This window comes from Sorangium sp. So ce375 (assembly GCF_051473855.1).
Taxonomy (GTDB): domain Bacteria; phylum Myxococcota_A; class Polyangia; order Polyangiales; family Polyangiaceae; genus Sorangium.
The window spans coordinates 271891-293477 of sequence record NZ_CP150335.1; the positions used below are offsets into that span (position 1 = coordinate 271891).

Below are 21587 nucleotides of genomic sequence, written 5' to 3' on the forward strand. Positions count from 1 at the left end.
TCGAGAAGAGCCCTCCGCCGCGCCGGCGCCGCTCAGCGCCGGTCGAGCCCCACGATGCGATCGAGCAGCGCCCGGTCGAGGCTCGCCTCGACCGCCGTGGCGAGCCGGTCGTACTCTTCGTGCCGGCTCGGTATCGCCGGCTCGCCCGCGGCCCGAGGGAGCCCCCTCCGCTCGCGCAACGCCGCGAGGAGCGACCGCCTGAGCCCGTCGTTGTCGAAGATCCCGTGGATCATCGTTCCCACCACGGCGCCGTCCGCCGACACGGCCCCGTCGAGCGCTGTCTCGGCCTTGCCGCCCCTCGACCCGATCGCGAACGCCGCGGCCGCGCCGCCCACCCGCTCGACACGGCCCATGTGGATCTCGTAGCCGGTCAGCTCTCCCGATCCCTCGCTCACTGCCTCTCCCACGCTCGCCGCGCCCGCCGCCCCCAGGAACGAGGCGCCCGCGGGCCGCGCCCGCACCTGCGCGACCGTCTTGGTCCGCTCGAACCGCGTCCACACCTCGATCAGCCCGAGGCCCCGCGCCGATGGCTCGGCCGACTCGACGCCTTCCGGATCCTCGATCGCACCGCCGAGCATCTGGCAGCCGCCGCAGATCCCGAGCGTCCAGCCGCCCTGCCGGGCGCGCGCCGCGACCGCCTCCGCGAGTCCGCTCGCGCGCAGCCACGCGAGATCGGCCATCGTGCTCTTCGTCCCAGGGAGCACCACGAGGTCCGCGCTGGCGATCTCGTCCGGCCGCTCGATGAACCGCACCATCACGCCCGGCTCGTGCTCCAGCGGCTCCACGTCGTCGTAATTCGATATCCGCGGCAGCCGGACCACCGCGATGTCGAGCTGCCCCGGCCCCGCCGGCCCCCGCCGCCGCCGGCCCTCCAGCGACACCGAGTCCTCGTCGGCGATGCGCAGCTGCTTCAGATAAGGCACCACGCCGAGCACCGGGACGCCCGTCCGCGCGGTCAGCATCTCGAGCCCCGGCTCCAGCAGCTTGAGGTCGCCGCGGAACTTGTTGATCACGAACGCGGCGACGCGCGCGCGCTCGTCGGGCTCGAGCAGCGCCATCGTCCCGACAAGCGCCGCGAACACGCCGCCTCGGTCGATGTCGCCGGCGAGGAGCACCGGCGCGTCGGCGACGCGCGCGACGTGCATGTTCACGATGTCGCGGTCCTTCAGGTTGATCTCCGCGGGGCTGCCCGCCCCCTCGATCACGACGACGTCGTGCGCCTCGCGGAGCCGCCCGAGCGAGCGGGCGATGATGTCCTTGAGCTCTCCCCGGTACGCGAAGTAGTCGCGCGCGTGCAGGCTGCCGATCGGCTTGCCGAGGACGACCACCTGAGAGCGCGAGTCGCCCTCCGGCTTGAGCAGCACGGGGTTCATGTCGACGGTCGGCGCGACGCGCGCCGCCTCGGCCTGCACCGCCTGGGCCCGGCCGATCTCGCCGCCGTCCAGCGTCGCGAACGAGTTCAGCGCCATGTTCTGCGACTTGAACGGCGCGACCCGGAGGCCCCGCCGCTGGAAGATGCGGCAGAGCGCCGTGCACAGCAGGCTCTTGCCGACCGAGGACGCCGTCCCCTGCACCATCACCGTGAGCGCCGTCATCGGAAGAGCTCCTGTCCAAAGGAAGCCGCCGCCAGCAGGGCCGCCGTGAGCCCGGCGAACAGCAGCGCCGCGAGCACGACGATCCGGCAGGCCTCGTCGATGAGCCCCCTCCGGAGCGGATCGACGGCGTCGCCGAGGCGGTAGTGGCCGCGCTTCTCCAGTTCGACCCGGAGCAGCCCGGCCATCGCCGCCATGGGGCGGCCTGCGTTCGGGCTCTCGGTGCGGCCGCCGTCGCGCCGGAGCACGGCGAGGCCGCGGCGCGCGTCGGCGCCGCGCAGCCACCCGGCGGTGAGCAGGAGGAGCGCGGTGAGCCGCGCCGGCACGAAGTTCAGCGCGTCGTCGAGCCGCGCCGACGCCTTGCCGAGGTACTCGTAGCGGCCGTGGTAGCCCACCATCGCGTCGAGCGTGTTCACCGCGCGGTAGAAGAGCGCGCCCGGGAGCCCGAAGAGGGCGAAATAGAAGAGCGGCGCGACGAAGCTGTCCGACGCGTTCTCCGCGACCGACTCGACCGACGCGGCGACGAGCGCGGGCTCGTCGAGCTCGGACGGGTCGCGGCTGCAGAGGCTCCGCAGCGCGCCGCGAGCCGCGGGGAGATCGTCCGCCGCGAGCGCGTCGCGCACGCCGAACGCCGCGTCGCGGAGCGCGCGGAGGGCGAAGGTGGGCTTCAGCAAGAGACCTGACAAAGCGAGCGCGAGGACGGGGTGCGGGGCGAGCAGCGCCGCGACGCCGGCGCCCAGCGCCGCGAAGAGGCAGGGGACGGCGAGGGCCATGAGCGCGCCGAAGAGGAGCTCCGCGGCGCGGCCGCCGGTGGGCGCGGCGCGCTTCAAGGCCTGGATCGCGGAGCCAATCCACACGACGGGGTGGATGGCGCCGGGGGGCTCGCCGAAGCCGAGGTCGAGCGCGACGGCGACGAGCAGCGCGGCGGCGGCCGTCATCGCGCGTCCTCGCCGCCGCCGACGAGCGCGACCGGGCCGGGGCGCAGGCGCAGGATCGCGCCCATCACGGCCACGTAGAGCTCGGTGGCCGAGCGGCCGAGCCGCTGGTGCGCGCGCCCCGAGAGGTCGCGGAACGCACGGCCGAGCCGGCTCTCCGGGACCACGCCCATGCCGACCTCGTTCGAGACGAGGACGACGTGCGGCGTCGCCGACTCGACGGCGGCGGCGAGCGCCTCGATGCGCTCCTCGATGGGACCGAGCGCCCGGCCCTCGGTCTCGTCGCGGAGCAGCAGGTTCGACAGCCAGAGCGTGAGGCAGTCGACGACGACGACGTCGACGCCGGAGAGGGAGGCGATGCGCTCCGGGAGCGCGATCGGCTCCTCCACGGTGACGAACGCGTCGCCTCGCTCGAGGACGTGCGCGTCGATGCGCGCCCTCATCTCGTCGTCGAACGCCTCGGCGGTCGCGATGAAGGCGCGGCGCTCGCCGAGCGAGCGCGCGAGGGAGAGCGCGAACGCGCTCTTTCCGGAGCGCACGCCGCCGCCGATGAGGGCGACCCGGCGCGGCGCCGTGTCCCGGCCGCTCATCGCGCGCGCTCCTTCCGGTGCGCGGCGGCGCTCGCGACGAGCCCCTCGGGGACGAGCGGGTTCGACGCCCAGTGCGCGTGGACGTACGAGGCGAGGACGCTCTGCGCCCGGTACCCCTCGCGCGCGACCTGGCCGCCGCGCCGGCGGCGCACGGAGTAGGCGTGCTCGATCGGCAAGGGAGCTCGCTCGGGGGGCGACGCCGCCTGCGCGGGCGGCGGCTCGGCCGGCGCAGGCACCGCGGCCGGCTCGGCCGGCTCGGCCGGCTCGGCCGGCGCCGGCATCGCGGCCGGCTCGGCCGGCGCCGGCATCGCGGCCGGCTCGGCCGGCGCCGGCATCGCGCGCGGCGACGGGCGGAGCTCGGAGTAGCGGAACTGGTGCCCGCGGAAGCGGAGCCCCGCGCCGCCCAGGAGGGTGCGCGCCTGCGTCTCGACCTCGACGTAGCCGAGCGCCTGCAGCTTCTCGCACATCACGGCCTCCGCGGGCACCAGCCCGACCATGGGGTGAGCGCGCCCGTCCAGCGTGCGGATCGCCTCGGTCAGGTACATGAGCCCGCCGCACTCGGCGTAGATCGGGCCACCGCGCTCGGCGAACGCGCGGATCTCGGCGCGCAGCGCGGCGTTTTGGGCCAGGCGCTCCGCGTGGACCTCGGGGTAGCCGCCGCCGAGGTAGAGCGCGTCGACGTCGGGCAGCCGCGCATCGCGGATCGGCGAGAACCGCACGAGCTCGGCCCCCGCGGCCTCGAGGCGGCGCAGGTTGTCGGCGTAGTAGAAGTGGAAGGCCTCGTCGAACGCGACGCCGATGCGCGCCCGGTGCGGCTGCGCCCCGGCGGCGGCCGCAGCGCTGGCCGGCGCCGTCGTCGCCTCGGATGGCGACGGCAACGGCGGCGCCCCGCGCGCGATCTCGAGCAGCGCGTCGAGCCCGATCCACGCCTCGGCCTGAGCGCCCCAGTGGTCGAGGCGCTCCTCGGGGAGCGCCGCCTCGTCGGCCGTCCGCAGGCCGAGGTGCCGCTCGGGGAAGCGCTGCGCCTCGTCGCGCGGCAGGCCGCCGAGGACCGGCAGCGACCGGTTCGCCTGCGCCTGCGCTTGCCGGAGGATGTCGAGGTGGCCGCGGCTGCCGACCTGGTTGCACACGACCGCGGCGACCCGGAGCGCAGGATCGAAGCCCGCGAAGCCCTGGACGAGCGCCGCGACGCTGCGGGCCATGCCGGACGCGTCGACAACGAGCGCGACCGGCGCCTCGAGCCATTTCGCGATCTCGGCGGTGGAGCCCTCCTCGCCCGTGGGGCTCGCGCCGTCGAACAGCCCCATCACCCCCTCGATGAGCGCGATGTCGGCGCCCGCGGCCTCCTCCGCGAACGTCGACAGCACCGCGTCCCGGCCCATCATCCAGCCGTCGAGGTTGTGCGACGTCCCGGCCACGGCGCGCGCGTGGTACGTCGGATCGAGGTAGTCGGGGCCGCACTTGAACAGCGCGACCCGCAGGCCGCGGGCGCGGAGCGCGCGCGCGATCGCCACCGTGGCGGTCGTCTTGCCGACGCCGCTCGCCGTGCCGGCCACGACGAGCCGGGGGATGGCCCGGGACATCAGAAGTCGACTCCGAGCTGGGCCTTCATCCCCTGCTCGAACGGGTGCTTCACCGATTTCATCTCCGTCACCAGGTCGGCCAGCGCGATGAGCGCGTCGGGCGCGTTCCTGCCGGTGATCACGACGTGCACGTGCGCGGGCCTCGCGCGCAGCGCCTCGAGCAGCTCGTCCTCTGCGACGAAGCCGTAATGGAGCGCGTACGTGATCTCGTCGAGCACCACGATGTCCTGCTCGCCGCCCGCGATGAGCGCCGCGGCCTCCTGGAACGCCGCGCGCGCCGCCGCCTTGTCCCGCGAGAGGTCGTCGCTCTCCCAGGTGAAGCCGCGCCCCATCACGAGGAACGTCAGGTTGGGGAGCGCCTCGGCGAACAGCCGCTCTCCCGTCTTCCACTTGCCCTTGATGAACTGCACGACCGCGACGCGCATGCCCCGGCCGAGCGCGCGGAACACCATGCCGAGCGCGGCCGTCGTCTTGCCCTTGCCGTGGCCGGTATAGACGATGACGAGCCCTCGTCGACCGGGGGTCGCCGCGGTGGCCGCCGCGCCCGTCCCGGCGCTCTCCTCCGCGCTCACGAGCCCTCCTCGGTCGTGCCAGGGACGAGGAGCCTCTTCTCGGCCTTGCGAAAGCGGTGGCTGAACTCCGGATCATAGAGCCGCGAGTCGGCGAAATCCGTGGACGTGAGCACCCGGCCGACCAGGATCATCGACTGGGTCTTGATGCCCTCGGCCCGCACCTTCTCCCGGATGTCGGCGAGCGTGCCTCTCACGATCTTCTGATCGGGGCAGCTCGCCTTGTGGACGACAGCGACCGGGCAATCCGCGCCGTAGGCCGGGATGAGCGCCGCGGTCACGTCCTTGAGCAGGGTGATGCTCAGGAATAGGCAGAGCGTCGCCTGGTGGCGCGCGAGCTCCTCGAGCCGCTCGGCCGGCGGCACCGGCGTGCGCCCCTCGGCGCGCGTCAGGATCACGGTCTGCGAGAGCTCGGGCAGCGTGAGCTCGCGCCCGAGCGCCGCGGCCGCCGCCGTGAAGGACGAGACGCCGGGGACGATCTCGTACGGGATCCCGAGCGCATCCATCCGGCGCATCTGCTCGGCGGTCGAGCCGAAGAGGACCGGATCGCCCGTGTGGACGCGCGCGACGTCGTGCCCCGCGTCCCTGGCCTCGACGAAGACCTCCACGATCTGGTCGAGGGTCATGCCGGAGGAGTCGATGACCCGGGCGTCCGGCCGCGCGGACGCCACGATCTCGGGCGGGACGAGCGAGCCCGTGTACATGACGACCGGGCAGCGGGCGACGAGCGCGGCGCCGCGGACCGTGATGAGCCCGGGATCGCCCGGGCCGGCGCCGATGATGTAGACGCGCATGGGGGTTCTTTCCTTGCTTCGTGCGCTGGCGATCCCGGAAGGGACCGCGGGCGCGCGAAGCTAGAGCGAACGCGAGGCGGGCGCTAGAGTTCGCAGTCGAGCCCCCACGATGGTGACCGACGGGCGCGGCCGGAGGCTCACGGGATCATCCCGATCCGATCGCGTGAGCCTCCGGCGGCGTCGCGCCTCTCGGTGAGGCGAGGGACTGCGAGGGGATGCGCTCCGCAGCTGCAACCGCAGTGCGAGGAGGCGGGGCATGCGCGTCTCGGCGGTGTTCTCAGCGTATCGGGAGCGACGGTGGTCCCTGGTGGCTCTCTCTTGCGCTCGGAGATCTCGGATGGTCAGGAGACTTCGGACCGCGCGAAGCGTGTACTGACAATCTCAATCGCTGCGCGGATGCAGCGCCTGGCGGGTTGTCAGACGGACCGGACCAGGTACCATCAGCCTGATGGAGTCGCACATTTCCGCAGCTGAGGCCGCGCAGACGTTCCCGGACGTGATCGAACGCGTCCGTTCGCATGGGGACGTGTTTGTCGTCGAGCGCGAAGGTGAACCGATCTGCCGGATCGGGCCCGTCGTTCCTGCGCGGCGGACGGTTCGAGATCTCGTTCGATTGCTGCAAACCGCGCCGCGCCCGGACGATGCTTACCTCGACGCCGTCGAGGAGGTCGCAAAGAACCAGCCCACGCTGCCGGAGACCCCATGGGAGCGCTGATCGACTCCAGCGTACTCATCGCGGCCGAGCGCGGGAAGCTGGACCTCGATAGCGTGCTTCGCGATCACGGGGATGAACCGGTGGCCATCGCGACGATCACTGCATCGGAGCTCTTGCACGGGGTCCACCGAGCGGTGGAAGCTTCGCAACGCGCCAGGCGAGAGGCGTTCGTCGAGCGGTTGCTGGCCGAGCTGTCTTTGATTCCGTTTGATCTCGTGGTTGCGCGCGTCCACGCTCGCCTTTCCGCTGAGCTCGCGGCGAAAGGCGCCCCTGTTGGTGCGCACGACCTCTTGATTGCGGCGACGGCGCTTGCAGTGGGGTATGACGTGGCAACCCGAGATGACCGCAGCTTCCCACGAATACCGGGACTGAGGGTACTCCACTGGTGAGCGCGGTGTATCCTAGGAGACGCCCTCGTCAGTGCTCTCCCGGCGGCGAGCCCTCTTTGTAGCGCAGCGCTGTCGCGGCGCGCGCTCTGGATCAGGGCCCGGCGCGCCGGACCCCGCTGCGCGACGGAGGAGCGCCGGGCCCTCCGGCGATGGCGTATACTCCCCGCCGATGTCCGGCGCCCAGCGCGATGTGTTCCGGCTCTGCGGGACCACGATCGACGGCAAATACCGTGTCCTCTCCGCCGTCGGCGCCGGCGGGTTCGGCGTCGTCTATCGCGGCGTGCACGAGGGGTTCGACGCGCCTGTCGCGATCAAGTGCCTCAGGCTGCCCGAAGAGCTCTCGCCGGAGGCGCAGCAGGATTTCGTGAGACGGCTGCGCGACGAGGGGCGGCTGTTGCTCCAGCTCTCGCGCCTCTCGCCCGGCATCGTCCAGGCGTTCGACATCGGCGCCCTCACGACCCAGGAGGGCGCTCGCGTGCCCTATCTCGTGCTCGAGTGGCTGGACGGCGAGACGCTCGCCAGCCATCTCGAGCGCCTGCGCGCCGGAGGCGGCGGCGCCCTGTCCCGCCGCGAGGCGATGTTCCTGCTCGACCCCGCGGTGCGCGCGCTCGCCGTGGCGCACGAGCAGAACATCGCGCACCGCGACGTCAAGCCGGAGAACCTCTTCCTCGCCGAGGTGGGGGGCGCGAGGACGCTCAAGGTCCTCGATTTCGGCATCGCCAAGATGATCGGCGATCAGCGCTCGCGCACCGCGGCGCTCGCGAGCACCGCGGAGGGGCCGTCGGTGTTCACGCCCCGGTACGGCGCTCCGGAGCAGTTCGACAAGCAGCGGGGCGCGACGGGGCCATGGACCGATGTCTTCGCGCTCGCGCTCGTCTTCGTGGAGCTCGTGACGGGCGCGCGGGCGCTGGAGGGGGAGGGGATCGTGGAGCTCTATTCGGTGGTCGTCGATCCTGCGCTGCGCCCCACGCTGCGAGCGCGCGGCGTCGCGGCGCCGGATGCGGTCGAGCGCGTGCTCGCGCGGGCGCTCGGCGTCGCTCCGCGCGACCGGTACCCCGACGCCGGCGCCTTCTGGCGCGCGCTGATCGCCGCCGAGGGGCTCGAGGCCGAGCTGCCGAGCCTCCCGCCGCGCTCGCCGCCGGCGGCGCGAGAGGCCGAGACCCGGGTCGAGAGCGCGGACGGCCGGCAGGGCCCCGCGCACGCGAGCGCGCCCGCGGGGATCGGCTTCGAGCCGACCGTGCCGCACCGGACCGATCCGGCGTCGCAGGGCGCTTCCGGCGCGTCGCCCGCGGCGGCCAGCGTGGACCCTGCGCCGCCAGGGCCGGATCCCAGGGCCGCGTCGGGCGAGGCCGTGGTGGTGCGGACCGCACGCCACGAGCGCGCGCGTCCGGGCCGGCGCGGGCTCGTCGCGCTCGCGCTCGCGGCCTCGGCGGTCGCCGGCGCCGCGGTCGCGGTGCTCCGGCGCCCCCCGGAGCCGCCGCCCCAGCCGAGCGGCGCGTCGATCTCCGCCCCGGAGCCGACGCGCCCCGCCTCGAGCAACCCGGAGGCCGCGGCGCTCTACCACGAGGCGCTGCTGGCCTACCGCGACGGCGCGCCGGACGTGGCCGCGCGCACGATGGAGCGCGCCGTCGCGCTGGATCGCGGCCTCGGCGCCGGCCATCTGCGCGTGGCGATCTGGACGTTTCGACAAAGGCCGGACGCGGCGCGCGAGCACTTCCAGCTCGCGCTCCGGCACCGGGCCTCCCTCGGCGAGCGCGACATGGCGCTGCTCGACGCGGCCGAGCCGTACGTGCGCCAGCCCTCCGACGCCGTGGTATGGGAGCGGCGGCTCGACGCCGCGGTCGCGAAGTTTCCGGCCGATCCGGAGCTCCTCGTGTACCTCGGCTCGGCGAGGTTCGCGCAGCTCCGGTTCGACGCGGCCATCGAGGCCTACGATCGGGCGCTCGCGCTGGATCGGGGCCACGTGCTCGCGTGGGGGCTCAAGGGAGAGTCGCTCGGGATGAAGGGGGACGTCGCGGCGGAGCTCGCCGCCTACAAGGCCTGCGCCGAGACAGCGCCTGGCGCCACGCTCTGCCTCGCGAACCGGGTGCGCCTCCTCCATCGCCAGGGCGACTGTGCGCAAGTGGAGGAGCAGGCGCGCCGCTGGCTCTCGATCGATCCGAAGGCGGCGCCGGCGCACCGGCATCTGGCGCTGGCGCTCCATGCGCGGGGCGCGCCGCGCGAGAGCGTGCTCGTGGCGCTGGAGCAGGGGTGGGCGGCGGTTCCCGAGGGCGAGCGGAGGGGGAAGGAGCTGCTCGATCGGAGCTCGCTCGCGGTCATGGACGGCGATTTCGAGCTCGCGGTGGAGCATGCCCGCGCGTGGCAGCGCGAGGTCGCCGGCAGGAACGATCAGGATGCGCACGCGAGCCCGGCCCTCAAGCTGGCGGAGCTCTACCGTGAGATGGGCCTGCCGCGGGAGGCCGGGCGTGTGGCGGACGATTTCCTCCGCCGGATGAGCGCTTGGTCCGAGCCGGCGAGCACGGCCGACTGGACCATCGCGTTCTTGCCATACAGTCTCCGGGCAGCATCGATAACGCAGGAGGCGTACGACGCGGCGCGCTCGGCGTGGATGGATCGGGTCCAGTCGAAGTGGCGTGCCGCGGCGCAAGAGATCAAGCCGGAGCACCGATGGCTGCTTTGGACCGAGGCGTACGCCGCCGGCGTGGAGACCGCGGCCGACGCGGCGGCGGCGCTCAAGACGATGCCGCTCGATCAGCCGCTCCCGTCGGAGAGCGGCCGGTGGCTCCTGCTCGATCTGCGGATCGGCAAGGTGTATGCGCTCGCGGGGAAGGGGCAGGAGGCGATCGGGCCGCTGACGCGCGTGGCGCGCTCGTGCGCGGCGCTGGCCGACCCGTTCTCGACCACGGAGGCGCGGCTCTACCTCGGCATGGCCCTCGAGGCGACAGGCGATCTGCGCGGCGCGGCGGCGGCATACGAGGCTGTCCTAGAGCGCTGGGGCAAGGCGCGCCCGCGATCCATCTCCGCGGAGCAGGCGCGGGCGCGGCTCGGCGCGCTGCGGGCGCGGCACTAGTCTCGACTTGGGCACAGCTGCCCGGTGTCAGGCAGCTGTGTCCAAGTCGAGACTGGCTTGGCGGATTGCGCCTCGGGACAGACGGGACAGACGAGACAGAGCGGTGAGGTGCAGCGGCCGTCTGGTGTCGTCGTCCCCACCCACGTCGGCACCGCCCACGTTGGTCGGGTGATCTGACCGTCTCCCATGCGAGACTTGACAATTCGGATGAGTCATCGGCTATGATACCGCTTCACAGGTGCCCCGCAGCGCTCCAGGCGGTGCGCTCGCGCCGAGGTCGCCTGGTGGCGACGCGGACGACAGACACCCTGGGCTTCAAGATCGGTGTTGCTCGCCCTGCCCTCGCCCCCGGCGAGCGCTGCCTTGATGGCTAAGGCCACCGATGGCCCCCCTCGATGCCCGAACAATCGCCCGCCTCGGCTTCTGTCGCCACAAGACCCGCGCTCACGTTCGCGCTGGTGCGGCGCGCAGCAGCGCAGGATCCGCGCGCCGAGGAGGATCTCTGCCTCGCGCTCGAGCCAACGATCCAGCCCGTCGCCGCCCGCCTCCTCCGCGCCTGCCGCGCGCACGGGCACGACGCGCGTTGGGAGGTCGAAGACCTCTTGAATGAGGTCTTGATGTTCCTCGCGGAGGATCGTTGGCACCGGCTCCGCCAATGGGACCCTGCGCGCGGCGCCGGCCTCCCGGGCTTCGTCGCGGTCCTCGCGAGGAACCGGATCATCGGGATCCTCCGCAGCAGACGTCAGAACCCTTGGCTCGAGCAGCCGGTCGACGACCAGGAGATCGAGCGACAACGCGAGATCGAGGGGAGCGTCGAGGACGTGTTCGGCGACGCCGAGCGCCGCGCCCTCCTGTTCGATGCCGTCGAGCACGGCCTCGGCGCGAAGGACGCCCAGCTCTTCCGCTGGTTCTACGACCTCGAGCTCTCGGCCGAGCAGGTCTGCGAGCTGACCGGGCGGAGCCGCGCGCAGATCTACAACGACAAGCACCGGCTGCTGGAGCGGCTCAAGGCGGTCGTCGGCACCGCGCTGCGAGAACTGCTGGGCTCTCGGCGTAGTACTCTGGATGGTGAGCCATGAGGGACGAGGAGCTTCTGGAGGCGCTGGGGAGAGCGGCACGGGAACGGGATCCGTTCGTCGATCCGCGCTGGGAAGCGCTCGCCGAAGGGAAGCTCTCGGAGGAGGAGGCGGAGGCGTTCCGCGCGGAGATGCGGCGCTCCGAAGAGGGACGGCTGGCGGAGGAGATGCTCCGGCCGTTCGACGTCGAGGAGCGGAGGCGGAAGGTCCGGCGCCTCCTGGCCGAACGGCGAGGCACGGCGGCTGCGGGCGCGGCGGCTCGGCGCTTCCCCTGGCGCAAGGTGGTCCCGGTCGCATCGCTGGCGGCCGCAGCCGCGCTGGCCCTGCTCCTGCGCCCTCGCCCGCCGGAGCCGCTCCCCGGGTACGCGCTGGTGATCTCGGCAGAGCGCGGGGATCCGGCGGCCGGACCCGCTGTCCACCTCCGACCGGGCGCCAGTCTGACGATGACGCTTCGACCGGAGGAGGCGGTGAGCGGGCCGGTGATCGTGCGGGCGGCGCTCGTGCGCGCGCAGGGCGCAGCGCGCTGGGACCTACCCGCAGGCGCAGCGCAGATCTCTCCCACCGGTGCGGTGCGGATCGCCGGCGCTCGCGAGGCCCTGTTTCCGAACGGCACGATCGGAGCCTACGAGATCGTGGTCGCTGTCGGCCGGCCGGAGGCCGTACCGGAGGACGCTGACGCGATCGCCCACGCCGAGCCGCGCGATGGCGTCCGTGTGCTGCGGGCTCAGGTGATCCTCGACGCGGAGCCGTCGCCGGCCCTATCGCCGTCGGCGCCATCGCCGGCCCTATCGCCGTCGGCGCCGTCGCCGGCCCTATCGCCGTCGGCGCCGTCGCCCTCCGCGATGCCGCGATTCTCGCCGAAGCCGCCACCGCGCTCCGCGCCATCGGCGCCCCCGTATCCGCCGGCGATCCCCGACGTCAACGTCCGAATCAAGGAGTAGCCTTGAGCGGCCCTCGGATGTCGCGGACAGCACGGGTGATCTCGGCAGCGGTGCTCCTCTGGAGCACTTCGCTCGCCCCCTGCGCCGCGCACGCTCCGCGTCCCGACGAGGCCGCGCTCGATCTCCGCGTTGCCGAGTCGCTGCGGCGACGCGGCCAGCTCGATGCGGCGGAGGCGCAGCTCCTCGGCCTCCTCGGCGATCCGCGGGCCGCCGTGCAGGCGCAGGCCATCGGCAAGCTCGCGAGGATCGCCCGGACACGAGGCGACGCCGCGAAGGCCGAGGACCTCCTCTACCAGGCCATGCGTATGGACCGCGCGGCCGGGCTGCGCGCGCAGGAGATCGCGGACGGGCTGGTCCTTGTGTTCACGCTGATCACGGCGGACCGCCGCTTCGGCGAAGCCCGGGCGGTGATGGATGCGCTCCGACCTCTGCTCGCCGAGAACCCGGCGGCGCGGGCCGAGGCGCTCTATTACGAGGCGCTGATCCCCTACGAGGCCGGGGATTTCCGGGCCGCGCTGCGCCTGCTCCGTGAAGCGCAGGCGGAGGCGCTGCGGCTCGGGCTGGCGCGCGCCTGGTTCGACGCGCTCCAGGTCGAGGCCACGCTGCTCTCCAACCTGGGGCGCTCCGGAGACGCCCTCGACAGCTTCGCTCGGCTGGCGGAACACCTCCCCTCTGCTCTTGGCCGCTGTGATCAGGCCGTGTTCTTCAACAACTTCGGATGGGCCGCGCTCCGGGCCGAGATGGCGGTCGGCGAGGACGTGTTCGAGAGGCGGGACCCCATTCCGCTGCTCGAGCGGGCGCGCGGGCTCTATCAAGAGGGACAGTGCCGGGAGGGCGCGAACCTCTCGAATACGCTCACCAACCTCGCCATTGCCGAGCTCCACCTCGGGCGGTCCTCGCGGGCCCGCGAGCACCTGGGCGGGGCCCGCGCGGCGGACCCGAACCCGAGCGCCAAGGCCAAGGCGTGGTGGCTGATCCTCGAGGGCCGGATGGCGCTCGCGGAAGGGGCGGTGGAGCGGACGCTCCTCGTGGCGAGCGAGCTCGCCGCGCTCGGCGCCCGAGGAGGGCTTCCCGAGGCGCGGATCGAGGCGGCCGTGACGCGCGCGCTCGCGGAGGAGCGGCGCGGCCGGCCGGACGCCGCCGATGAGGCGTTCGCCGAGGCCGAGCGGGTGATCGAGGACTGGAGCCTGCTCGTGCCCCTCGGCGAAGGGCGCGACGACTTTCTCGCGCAGCGCGAGCGCGGCGTGCGCCTCTGGCTCGAGGCCCTCCTCGGCCGGCCGGGCGGCGAGGTGGCGGCGATAGAGGTCGCGCGGAGAGGGCGCGCCCGGCTCCTCGCGACCTCGCAATGGCTCAGCGAACGCGACGCGCTGCCCCCGGACGAGCGCGCCCGATGGGAGGACGCGCTCTCGAGGTACCGGCGCGGGCGCGCCGCGCTGGAGGCCGAGCTCGCGAACGTGCACTGGGACGAGCCCGCGTCGACCCTGGACCGGGTCGTTGCAGGCTACCAGGACGGTCAGGACCGGCTCCGCGCCGACCTCGAGCGCGACGCGCCGGGCCTCCGCCGCCTCCGCGCGTCCGGGAAAGGCGTCGAGCGGATCTCCCCCGCCCCTGGGGAGCTCGTCCTCGTCTATCACCCCGTCGAGGAGGGCTGGGCCGGCTTCGCGCTCACGAACGCCGGCGTCACCGCCCGCCGGCTCGGTGAGGTCGACCCGAGTGCCCCGCAGGAGCGGCTCTCGGCGCAGCTCCTCGGCCCGTTCGCGGACTTCATCCGCCGCGCCGAGCAGATCCGGATCGTCCCGTACGGCCCGCTCCAATCGGTCGACTTCCATGCCCTCCCGCTGGAGGGAGAGCCGCTCGCAGCGCTCGCCCCGGTGGCGTACGGCGTGGAGCTTGCGCGGGAGCGCGAGCCGGACAGCGGTCAGGATCGCGGCGGAGGTCTGGATTCGCCGGGGCCGGACGGCGCGCCTGCGCCGCCCGTCGCGTTGCTCGTGATCGACCCCGGGGACAGCCTCCCTCACGCCCGCGACGAGGGCGACCAGGTCGAAGGCGCGCTCGTGCAGCGCGGGTGGGGGGTGGAGCGCCTCGACGGGGAGCGGGCGACCTACGAGGCGGTGATGCGCGCGCTCGCGGCCCCAGCGGTCGAGCTCCTGCACTTCGCCGGGCACGCCGATTTCTCGGGCCGCGACGGCTGGAAGAGCGGCCTGCGCCTGGCCCACGACGGCCGCTTGACGGTCGCGGACATCCTCGCGCTCCCCAGGGCGCCCGCGCAGGTCGTCCTCTCCGGTTGCGAGACGGGACGGGCCGAGGGCCTCGGCCTGGCGCAGGCGTTCGTGGTGGCAGGCTCGGGCGCGGTGGTGAGCAGCCTCCGTCGCATCGACGACGGGGTGGCAGCGCGGACCATGCGCGCCTTCTACACGGCGCTCCCGCTCGGCGCGCCGGACGACCCCGCGCTCGCCCTGCGCGAGGCGGGGCTCCGGATCCGGTCCGAGGCCCCCACCGCCGACTGGGGGAGCTTCCGTGTGATCGTGCCCTGAAGAAAAAGACACCGCGTTCGATAGACCAGCATCCTCGGATGCGTAGTGCATGGGGAGGCCGCGGTTCGCGCGGGCTGACGCTCCCCATCACCCCCGGCGCCGCTCGGGCGCCCCGAGGTTCACCCCATGTCGACGCAACACCGTATTCCATCTTCCATTTCCCTGCTCCTGGCCTCTGCGGCCTTGCCCCTCGCCGCCGCGTTCTCCGCCTGCATTCTCGAAGGATGCGGGTCGACTGGGACCATCCAGCCGTATGGTGAAGGCGGTGCCGGGCCCGATGGCGGAGGCGGCGCCGGGCCCGATGGCGGAGGCGGCGCCGCGCCTGTGGAGGCCGTGGCCGGTTGCACCGGGCGCCGTTGGATAGGCAAGTTCCCCGACGGGGATTGCCCGGATCCGCCCCAGGACTCGGACTGGACGAGCCAGAAGCTCTTCCAGAGCGACATCCAAACACCCGCGTTCCTCGCCGGGTACTGCGTTTACGAGTATGCCCACGAGGGCGAGCCCGATGCCGCCGAGATCGCCGCGCTCAAGGACGCCGTCGCCGCGAGGAGCGACTGCACGTTTGCCGAGGACTGCGTCACGGTCGGCGCGCTCGGCAATCTGCCGGAGATCGACGCCGCGAGGCTCATCCTTCACGATGAGTTCATCGAACAGGTCAACGGCCCGGCGCTCCCGCCGGTGAGCGCGGGCGCAACGCTGGCGACCGCGCAGGTCGCGGTGATCGACACCAGGGCCGGGGGCCGGTCGCCGGCGGACCCACACGGCACCGTGGTCGGAGGGCTGATCCGCGATCTGACCTGCTTGAATCCGCAGGCCCGCTGCGCCGCCGACGTGACCTATGACCTCGGCCTGCCGCACCTCAACAACAGCGATCTGAGCGACAGCGGAGGCCATTTCGGGAGCATGAGCCAGGTCGCGACGGCGATTTACCGCTCCGTGACGGCATGGCAACGGCGGAACTATGAAGCGCCGAACGCGGCCCCCACGACGCCCCGGCTGGTGATCAACGCCAGCCTCGGCGGGCAGCCCGGGGCCGACTGCGGCCCGCAGGTCGACACCCTCTCATGCTCGGCGCAGTCCGCGTTCGACGCGATCAGGCACGCTGCGTGTCAGGGCGCGATCGTGGTGGTCGCCGCAGGCAACAGCCCCGGAGGTCCAACGCGGTTGGAGACCGCCAAGGATCAAGCGGAGGCCTCGCCCGTGCCAGTGCCCATGAACGTGGCGAAAAACGAGGCGAGCGCGCGCTCCGGGGCGACGTGCCCGGCCGCCTGGACGCGGATGCTCTCCCGAAACGAGTGCGAAGACCTGGAAGGGACGAGCTACGACGCTCGCCTCATCGAGAAGGGGTTTGCGCCTTTCAGCGGCAGTAGCTCGGAGGGGTGGCTCGACACGCCGCTCCTGGTGCCGGTCGCGGGGGTCGATTCCTCCGACGCCCTCTTGCCCAACGCCCGCGAGGGCTCTCTTCCCCGGAGCGCCGCCCTCGGCATCCTGGGGACCGCGACCGAAAATCGCCTGGGGACCGTGACCGGCGATGGAACGCCAGAATCCTTTCCGCCGCCGATGACCGGCTCCTCCCTCGGCGCAGCGAGCTGGACGGCCACGGTCGCCAACGTCTGGGCGTACAATCCGGAGCTGACGGCGCGCGAAATCATCGATCTCCTCCACGCCACCGGGAGCCAGCTCTACGACGCGAGCCGCGCGCCCCGAGCTGCTGTGGTCGACTGGGACATCGCGGCGTCGCCCGATGTGAGGCGCCCGTCCGTTTGCGCCGCGATCAGCCAGCTCTGCAGCTCGAGCCCGCGGCCCGCTGCATGCCCCACGTCGCCGATCTCCTGCCCGCCGCTCGCCGCCGTCCAGCAGCAGAACCGAGATCTGGGCGCGCTGGCGCCGACGTTCACCGCCCTCTTCGGCGATGCTTCTTCGACGCAGCTCTTCACCGCCACCCGATCGCGATCTCCCTCTCCCTCCGAGGAGTTCCAGACTCTCGCGACGCCATCCTGGGTACATCCACAGCCCGAGACCCAACCCTGCGGGCTCTGCGGCTTGAGCCTGAGCTCGTCCAGGGCGGATATCTACATCGACTCGCAGTTCCCCTCGGATTGGACAGTCCAGCGAGCGACGCTCCTCGTCTACGACAACAACAGCAACCCGTTGGACAGCTTCGATCTGAGCACCGATGGGATGAGCGCCGGCATGACCAGGAGCTTCCTTTTGCCGTCGACCTCGACGACATCGGCCCCTGCTCAGGCGGTAATCTCGTTTCAGGTGCAAAAAATCAATGGGATCGGCTCATCGATGGGAACAACCCTGCTGATGCCGTAATGAGCTCCTAAAGCCGCGGCGCGCGCTGCAGCGGCGAGAGGCGGAGGTCGGCGACCTCCGCCTCTTTTTCTTTGTATCTTTGATAGATCGGCAGCCACGCGGCGTAATCCATTGAAGAGGCAGCAAGGCCGGCGCTGGTCCGAACATAGAGTCGTGATCTCGCGCCGAGCGCCTGACGCGCTGCGCGTTAATCAACATAACATCAACAAGATAGGTAACCCATGTCGGTCATCAATTTGTCATCGATTTTTGGTCTTGTGCTGCCCTGTGTTCTCGTCGCTGGTTGCGGGGGAGAGAGCCCGGACGTCAGCGCGGCCTCGAGCGGTTCATCGAGCTCCAGCGGAGGTACATCCGTGGCCGGCACGACCAGCGCTTCAACCAGCGCCGGCGCGTGCGGGGGTGAAGGCGCAGGCGGGGGGGCCACCGCGGGGACCGGTGGGGGCGGAGACACAGCGTGCCAGCCGGGAATCGAGGACGGTCTTGTCGCGCACTTCCCGTTCGACGGCGATGTCTCGGATACGTCAGGAAACATGCACCACGGGACCGCCATCGGCAATGTGGCATTCGGCGCCGGGAGGCATGGCAGCGCCGCGTTTTTCAACGATCCGTCCGCTATGGTGAGCGTCCCCGACGACGCTCAGCTGGACACGGACGATGCCTTCACCATCAGCGTGTGGATCAAGCAGACCGGGAGCCACAACCCGGGAGACCGCGTTTCACAGCAGATGATCATGCAAAAATGGTGGTCGTCCCCAGTCGTGGGAGACTACTTTCTCTGGGTCGACGCCGAAGCGAAGCTGCGCTTCGTGGTGGCCAACAAGGAGCCCGACTATAACGGCGAAATGCTTGAGTCGGCGCCCCTCGTCGAAAGCGGCGTGTGGGCCCATGTCGGCGTCACGTTCGATGGCGGAGAGATGAAGGTGTTCTTCGAGGGAGATCTGGTGGCGAGCACGTCGAGCGCGGTGACCCATACTGCTCTTGTCGAATACGATGGCGATGACATCATCATCGGCAACGGCGGCTATGAGAGGGATTACTGGTGGATCGGCGGCATCGATGACGTCCGCCTGTACAACCGGGCGCTCTCTCCGGAAGAGGTCGCCGCGCTTGCTCACGGCTGCGAATGAAGGCTGCGCCAGGGCGATCGTCTGCTTTTGAGGGTCTCCCGATGGCTTCGTGGGTGCGTGAGCGGGGCGAGACCGCGTGACCGAGCGGGAGCTCGGCTGACGCGGTTCTCGTCAATCGCGCTGATCCAGCTCACCACCCTCGTCAGACATCGTTGATCGTGATGCGCGCGCCCGGGGCGACGTCGTTGCGTGTCACCACGGAGCCGTCGGGGAACGTCACGCGGATGTCGACCGACGGCGCGGCCCCCATCCCGATGATCAGCGGGAGCTGGCTCTGCTGCCGGTTGCCCCACTGGCCGGCGCCCACGAGGTAGGTCGCCACGCGGTCGGCCCCGGTGTAGCCGCCCGCGCGGAAGTCCCCGTCGCCGTCGAGGTCCACGTCGACGCGCGCGCCGATCCGCGTCGTTGCGGTAGAGCGTGCCGCCCGCATACGCGTCGAGGTCGCCGTCCTGGTCCCAGTCGGCCCACACGCTCGCGCTCATGAACGATCCGTCTCCGAGCCCGACGCTCGCCGCCATGGCGGCGGAGAACGGCGCGCCGGCGCCGGCATTGTAATAGAGCAGATCGTCCGCGTCCCCGTCGCGCACCGAGAGGAGATCGAGGTCGCCGTCGGCGTCGATATCGATCCAGGTCGCGCCGCCCCAGCGGGAGCTGGCCGTCGGCGTGTCCTCGAGCCTGGCCGACGCCGCGACGTCGGTCCAGCTCGGCGGCGTGAAGCGGAAGAAGCGGTTCCCGTTTCCGGTCGAGCCGGTGGCCATGTAGAGGTCGAGGTCGCCGTCGGCGTCGGGATCGGCCCACGCCGCGCTGTCGCCCTGGAGGACGGTGCTGAAGCGCGCGCTGTCATCGGCGAACGGCAGGGTCCCGTCGTTCCGGAACATGGCGGACGTGCCGAACTCCGAGCCGAAGAACAGATCGAGACTTCGCCGAGCAGCCCACCGCGAGCAACGCCGCCGCGAGGGCGAGGAAAGACCGTTTCACGTTCGACCTCCGATCGTCGCGCCCGCGGTCGTCGCGGGAAAGCGATCCGAAGGAGACTACAGTCAGCGCAGGACGTTGTCGCGCGCGAGCTGCCGGTGGGCTCGGGGATGTGGCCCAGCCAGCGCGGTTCGCTGCCGATCCCGACCGCTCACGGCGGGAGGTCATCGATGCGGACCGGGATCCCGGTGCGCAGAACCTGATTGCGGTCGCACCCTGGTGGGAGCTTGCGATCGAGCACGCCATAGGACGGCTGGAAGGCAGCCTGCCGCCGGAGCAGCTTCGGACGTGGTGGCTTGGCTATCCGACGGTGCGGGAGCTGGCCATCGAAGCGGCGCACGTCTGACATCTCCGACTCGCTCCATGCATTGCCCCGGCCGCATTGGACGGCATCCACGCATCGCATTCGGCCAGCTTATGGCGCGTCCGCCTTTCGGACCCGCGGCGGCTCCCGTGGCCCCTCGGGCAGGACGCCGGCGCTGCCCTGGCCTCCGGGTCGAGAGGGGGCTCGCGTCCCGCCCGGACGCACTGCGTCCGCGGGAGACGCGAGCCTGTTCGTTCCACCTGGACCCGCCCCCGTTCTCCTGCTCTCCTGCTCGCTACCGTGACCGCGTCCCGTGACGAGAGCTTCATTTCCCTCGTCCCCCGCCTCGTGTCGGCCACCTACTTCGACGAAGCTGCCACGGCGGTCCTCCAGGCGATGTTTACCTGCGTCGAAGAGGCGCTCGCCGGCAGCCCGTTCGCCAGCCGCGCTCGGATCCTGCGTGGCGTCGTCCACCTCCGTCCCGAGGACAGCTACCAGCGCCTCTTCGGCATCGACCGCCTGAGCGGCGCGCGCATCGAAGGCACCGGCTATGTCACCTCCGGCAGCGTCTGGAGCTGGATCGAGAAGCACCGCTGTTCGGTCTCGATCGACGTCCAGCGCGCTTCGCTCCGCTCCTGGATGCCGGACGGGGCCATCGCGATCCGCCACCCGCCGGAGGCGGCCGGCATGCCCGGCGACGCGACACGCGAGCGGATGCTCGGCCGCGACGCGACCCACGTCCATGTCGTCCCGCTGCGCGCGCCGGGCGGCAGCGTCGACGGCATGATCACGATCGAGGTGAGCTGCAGGGGGGCCGTCGGACTCGAGCTCCCCTGGGCGGAGTGCCACGAGGAGCTGGCGATCCTCGCCAGCATCGCCGGTGCCTTCATCGCCGCCCGCGCGCTGCCGCTTCGCACGGACGAGCCGGCGAGCCCGGACGAGTTCCTGCCGGTCGTCGGTCAGAGCACCGCGCACCTCGTCGAGCTGCTCCGCGCCTTCGCCCCGCGGGACGACACCATCCTGATCACCGGCCCGACCGGCGCCGGGAAATCCAGGCTCGCGCGCTGGTGCCACGAGCACTCGCAGCGCCGGGGCCAGCCGTTCGAATCGCTGGACCTCCTCGGCGTGCCCGAGGACCTGCAGATGGCCGAGCTGTTCGGCTGGAAGCGGGGCGCCTTCACCGGAGCGGTCAAGGACAACCCGGGCGCGGTCGCCCGCGCCGCGAAGGGCACGCTCTTCCTCGACGAGATCGACAAGCTCTCGCTCAAGGCCCAGGCGGGCCTCCTGCGCTTCATCGAGGAGCGCGCTTACCGGATGCTGGGCGATGACGGGGCGGGGGAGCGCCGCGCCGACGCGCGCCTCCTCGTCGGCACCAACGCCGATCTGCGCGCCGCCGTGCGCGCCGGCCGCTTCCGCGAGGACCTGTACTACCGTATCAACGTCCTGCCGGTGCGGCTGCTCCCGCTCGCCGAGCGGCTCGACGAGCTCCCGCGCTGGGCCGACTACATGCTGAACCGGCGCCATCAGGAGGCCGACGGCAAGGGGGCTGCGCGCTTCGAGCCCGAGGCCATGAAGCTCCTCGTTTCCGCGCCCTGGCCGGGCAACCTGCGGCAGCTCGACAACATCGTCCGGCGCGCTTACGCGCTCCAGCTCGCGGGGCAGAGCGGCCTCGGCGGCGATCTGGTGATCCAGCGGCGGCACGTCGAGCGCGCGCTCACCTTCGACGGCGACGCCGAGCCGAGCGCGCTGGCCAAGCTGCTCTGGCGGGCGGCGCTCAGCTTCGTGAACGAGGCCGAGCGACGCCGGGGCGGCGGCGCCCCGCTCCCGCTCGAGCTGACCGACGCATTCCGAGGCATGGTCCTCGGCGCGGCGGTGCAGCGGGCGGGCAACCGCGACGACGCCTTCACGCTGCTCGGCCAGGAGATGCTGCTCAAGAACCGCAACCACCATCGGACGCTGCGGCGCGAGCTCTCGCGGGTGCGCGAGGTCCTGGACCTGCTCGGAGGTGAGGTCGATCCGGATCTCCTCGCGGTGCTCGACGCCGACAAGGAGCCCTGAGGGCGCGGTGCCA

Annotated in this window: 17 protein-coding genes and 1 pseudogene; 10 read left to right on the forward strand and 8 right to left on the reverse strand. The window is 72.1% G+C overall.

Going from position 1 to position 21587, the window contains the following annotated elements; translation table 11 throughout:
* Nucleotides 1–32: 32 nt before the first annotated feature.
* Genes WME90_RS01025 through cobM form a run of 6 tightly spaced genes read right to left on the reverse strand, consistent with a single transcriptional unit; the run spans nucleotide 33 to nucleotide 6063 of the window.
* Complete coding sequence (locus WME90_RS01025; protein ID WP_437279170.1) at nucleotides 33–1595, reverse strand: cobyric acid synthase; 1563 nt, start codon at nucleotides 1593–1595, stop codon at nucleotides 33–35.
* On the reverse strand, nucleotides 1592–2530 hold the full coding sequence (gene cbiB, locus WME90_RS01030; RefSeq protein ID WP_437279171.1) for an adenosylcobinamide-phosphate synthase CbiB: 939 nt from the start codon (nucleotides 2528–2530) through the stop codon (nucleotides 1592–1594). Before cbiB ends, WME90_RS01025 begins: the two co-directional genes overlap by 4 nt.
* Nucleotides 2527–3117, reverse strand: coding sequence for a bifunctional adenosylcobinamide kinase/adenosylcobinamide-phosphate guanylyltransferase (gene cobU / locus WME90_RS01035; protein WP_437279172.1), 591 nt, complete (start codon nucleotides 3115–3117; stop codon nucleotides 2527–2529). Before cobU ends, cbiB begins: the two co-directional genes overlap by 4 nt.
* A complete protein-coding gene (locus WME90_RS01040; protein ID WP_437279173.1) occupies nucleotides 3114–4700 on the reverse strand; it encodes a cobyrinate a,c-diamide synthase in 1587 nt (528 codons plus the stop codon). The genes cobU and WME90_RS01040 overlap by 4 nt, the downstream gene beginning before the upstream one ends.
* Nucleotides 4700–5272 carry a cob(I)yrinic acid a,c-diamide adenosyltransferase gene (cobO, locus tag WME90_RS01045; RefSeq protein WP_437279174.1) on the reverse strand — a complete coding sequence of 191 codons (573 nt, stop codon included), beginning with the start codon at nucleotides 5270–5272 and terminating at the stop codon, nucleotides 4700–4702. Before cobO ends, WME90_RS01040 begins: the two co-directional genes overlap by 1 nt.
* The gene (gene cobM / locus WME90_RS01050; RefSeq protein ID WP_437279175.1) at nucleotides 5269–6063 is read right to left on the reverse strand and encodes a precorrin-4 C(11)-methyltransferase; all 795 of its coding nucleotides are present in this window, start codon (nucleotides 6061–6063) and stop codon (nucleotides 5269–5271) included. The genes cobO and cobM overlap by 4 nt, the downstream gene beginning before the upstream one ends.
* 448 nt (nucleotides 6064–6511) lie before the next feature.
* Here cobM and WME90_RS01055 point away from each other — a divergent pair, with 448 nt between their 5' ends.
* The 8 genes from WME90_RS01055 to WME90_RS01090 all read left to right on the forward strand — a co-directional run bounded on the left by WME90_RS01055 (nucleotide 6512) and on the right by WME90_RS01090 (nucleotide 18237).
* Entirely contained in the window at nucleotides 6512–6778 is a 267-nt protein-coding gene (locus WME90_RS01055; RefSeq protein ID WP_437279176.1) for a hypothetical protein, read from the forward strand.
* The gene (locus WME90_RS01060; RefSeq protein ID WP_437279177.1) at nucleotides 6766–7167 is read left to right on the forward strand and encodes a type II toxin-antitoxin system VapC family toxin; all 402 of its coding nucleotides are present in this window, start codon (nucleotides 6766–6768) and stop codon (nucleotides 7165–7167) included. The genes WME90_RS01055 and WME90_RS01060 overlap by 13 nt, the downstream gene beginning before the upstream one ends.
* A 169-nt stretch (nucleotides 7168–7336) precedes the next feature.
* A complete protein-coding gene (locus WME90_RS01065; protein WP_437279178.1) occupies nucleotides 7337–10237 on the forward strand; it encodes a protein kinase domain-containing protein in 2901 nt (966 codons plus the stop codon).
* A 395-nt stretch (nucleotides 10238–10632) separates the two neighbouring features.
* The gene (locus tag WME90_RS01070; RefSeq protein WP_437279179.1) at nucleotides 10633–11316 is read left to right on the forward strand and encodes an RNA polymerase sigma factor; all 684 of its coding nucleotides are present in this window, start codon (nucleotides 10633–10635) and stop codon (nucleotides 11314–11316) included.
* Nucleotides 11313–12254, forward strand: a complete 942-nt coding sequence (locus tag WME90_RS01075; protein ID WP_437279180.1) for a hypothetical protein — start codon at nucleotides 11313–11315, stop codon at nucleotides 12252–12254. Before WME90_RS01070 ends, WME90_RS01075 begins: the two co-directional genes overlap by 4 nt.
* Nucleotides 12255–12256: 2 nt before the next feature.
* On the forward strand, nucleotides 12257–14788 hold the full coding sequence (locus tag WME90_RS01080) for a CHAT domain-containing protein (RefSeq protein WP_437279181.1): 2532 nt from the start codon (nucleotides 12257–12259) through the stop codon (nucleotides 14786–14788).
* A 126-nt stretch (nucleotides 14789–14914) separates the two neighbouring features.
* Nucleotides 14915–17110, forward strand: coding sequence for a S8/S53 family peptidase (locus WME90_RS01085; protein WP_437279182.1), 2196 nt, complete (start codon nucleotides 14915–14917; stop codon nucleotides 17108–17110).
* Between the two features lie 221 nt (nucleotides 17111–17331).
* Nucleotides 17332–18237 carry a LamG domain-containing protein gene (locus tag WME90_RS01090; RefSeq protein WP_437279183.1) on the forward strand — a complete coding sequence of 302 codons (906 nt, stop codon included), beginning with the start codon at nucleotides 17332–17334 and terminating at the stop codon, nucleotides 18235–18237.
* A gap of 142 nt (nucleotides 18238–18379) precedes the next feature.
* On the opposite strand, the gene WME90_RS01095 is transcribed toward WME90_RS01090, so the two are convergent.
* Nucleotides 18380–18667 (reverse strand): hypothetical protein, encoded by a 288-nt coding sequence (locus tag WME90_RS01095; RefSeq protein WP_437283772.1) that lies wholly within the window; start codon nucleotides 18665–18667, stop codon nucleotides 18380–18382.
* A gap of 58 nt (nucleotides 18668–18725) precedes the next feature.
* Nucleotides 18726–19115: pseudogene (locus WME90_RS01100) on the reverse strand (FG-GAP-like repeat-containing protein); the annotation flags it as partial.
* A 209-nt stretch (nucleotides 19116–19324) separates the two neighbouring features.
* Here WME90_RS01100 and WME90_RS01105 point away from each other — a divergent pair.
* On the forward strand, nucleotides 19325–19558 hold the full coding sequence (locus tag WME90_RS01105) for a hypothetical protein (protein WP_437279184.1): 234 nt from the start codon (nucleotides 19325–19327) through the stop codon (nucleotides 19556–19558).
* A gap of 258 nt (nucleotides 19559–19816) precedes the next feature.
* Complete coding sequence (locus WME90_RS01110) at nucleotides 19817–21574, forward strand: sigma 54-interacting transcriptional regulator (RefSeq protein ID WP_437279185.1); 1758 nt, start codon at nucleotides 19817–19819, stop codon at nucleotides 21572–21574.
* Nucleotides 21575–21587 lie beyond the last annotated feature (13 nt).

Coding starts and splice junctions, on each gene's coding strand:
- WME90_RS01025 (WP_437279170.1), bottom strand. CDS start 1,595: ATGACGGCGCTCACGGTGATGGTGCAGGGGACGGCGTCCTCGGTCGGC.
- cbiB (WP_437279171.1), bottom strand. CDS start 2,530: ATGACGGCCGCCGCCGCGCTGCTCGTCGCCGTCGCGCTCGACCTCGGC.
- cobU (WP_437279172.1), bottom strand. CDS start 3,117: ATGAGCGGCCGGGACACGGCGCCGCGCCGGGTCGCCCTCATCGGCGGC.
- WME90_RS01040 (WP_437279173.1), bottom strand. CDS start 4,700: ATGTCCCGGGCCATCCCCCGGCTCGTCGTGGCCGGCACGGCGAGCGGC.
- cobM (WP_437279175.1), bottom strand. CDS start 6,063: ATGCGCGTCTACATCATCGGCGCCGGCCCGGGCGATCCCGGGCTCATC.
- WME90_RS01055 (WP_437279176.1), top strand. CDS start 6,512: ATGGAGTCGCACATTTCCGCAGCTGAGGCCGCGCAGACGTTCCCGGAC.
- WME90_RS01060 (WP_437279177.1), top strand. CDS start 6,766: ATGGGAGCGCTGATCGACTCCAGCGTACTCATCGCGGCCGAGCGCGGG.
- WME90_RS01065 (WP_437279178.1), top strand. CDS start 7,337: ATGTCCGGCGCCCAGCGCGATGTGTTCCGGCTCTGCGGGACCACGATC.
- WME90_RS01070 (WP_437279179.1), top strand. CDS start 10,633: ATGCCCGAACAATCGCCCGCCTCGGCTTCTGTCGCCACAAGACCCGCG.
- WME90_RS01075 (WP_437279180.1), top strand. CDS start 11,313: ATGAGGGACGAGGAGCTTCTGGAGGCGCTGGGGAGAGCGGCACGGGAA.
- WME90_RS01085 (WP_437279182.1), top strand. CDS start 14,915: ATGTCGACGCAACACCGTATTCCATCTTCCATTTCCCTGCTCCTGGCC.
- WME90_RS01090 (WP_437279183.1), top strand. CDS start 17,332: ATGTCGGTCATCAATTTGTCATCGATTTTTGGTCTTGTGCTGCCCTGT.
- WME90_RS01095 (WP_437283772.1), bottom strand. CDS start 18,667: ATGCGGGCGGCACGCTCTACCGCAACGACGCGGATCGGCGCGCGCGTC.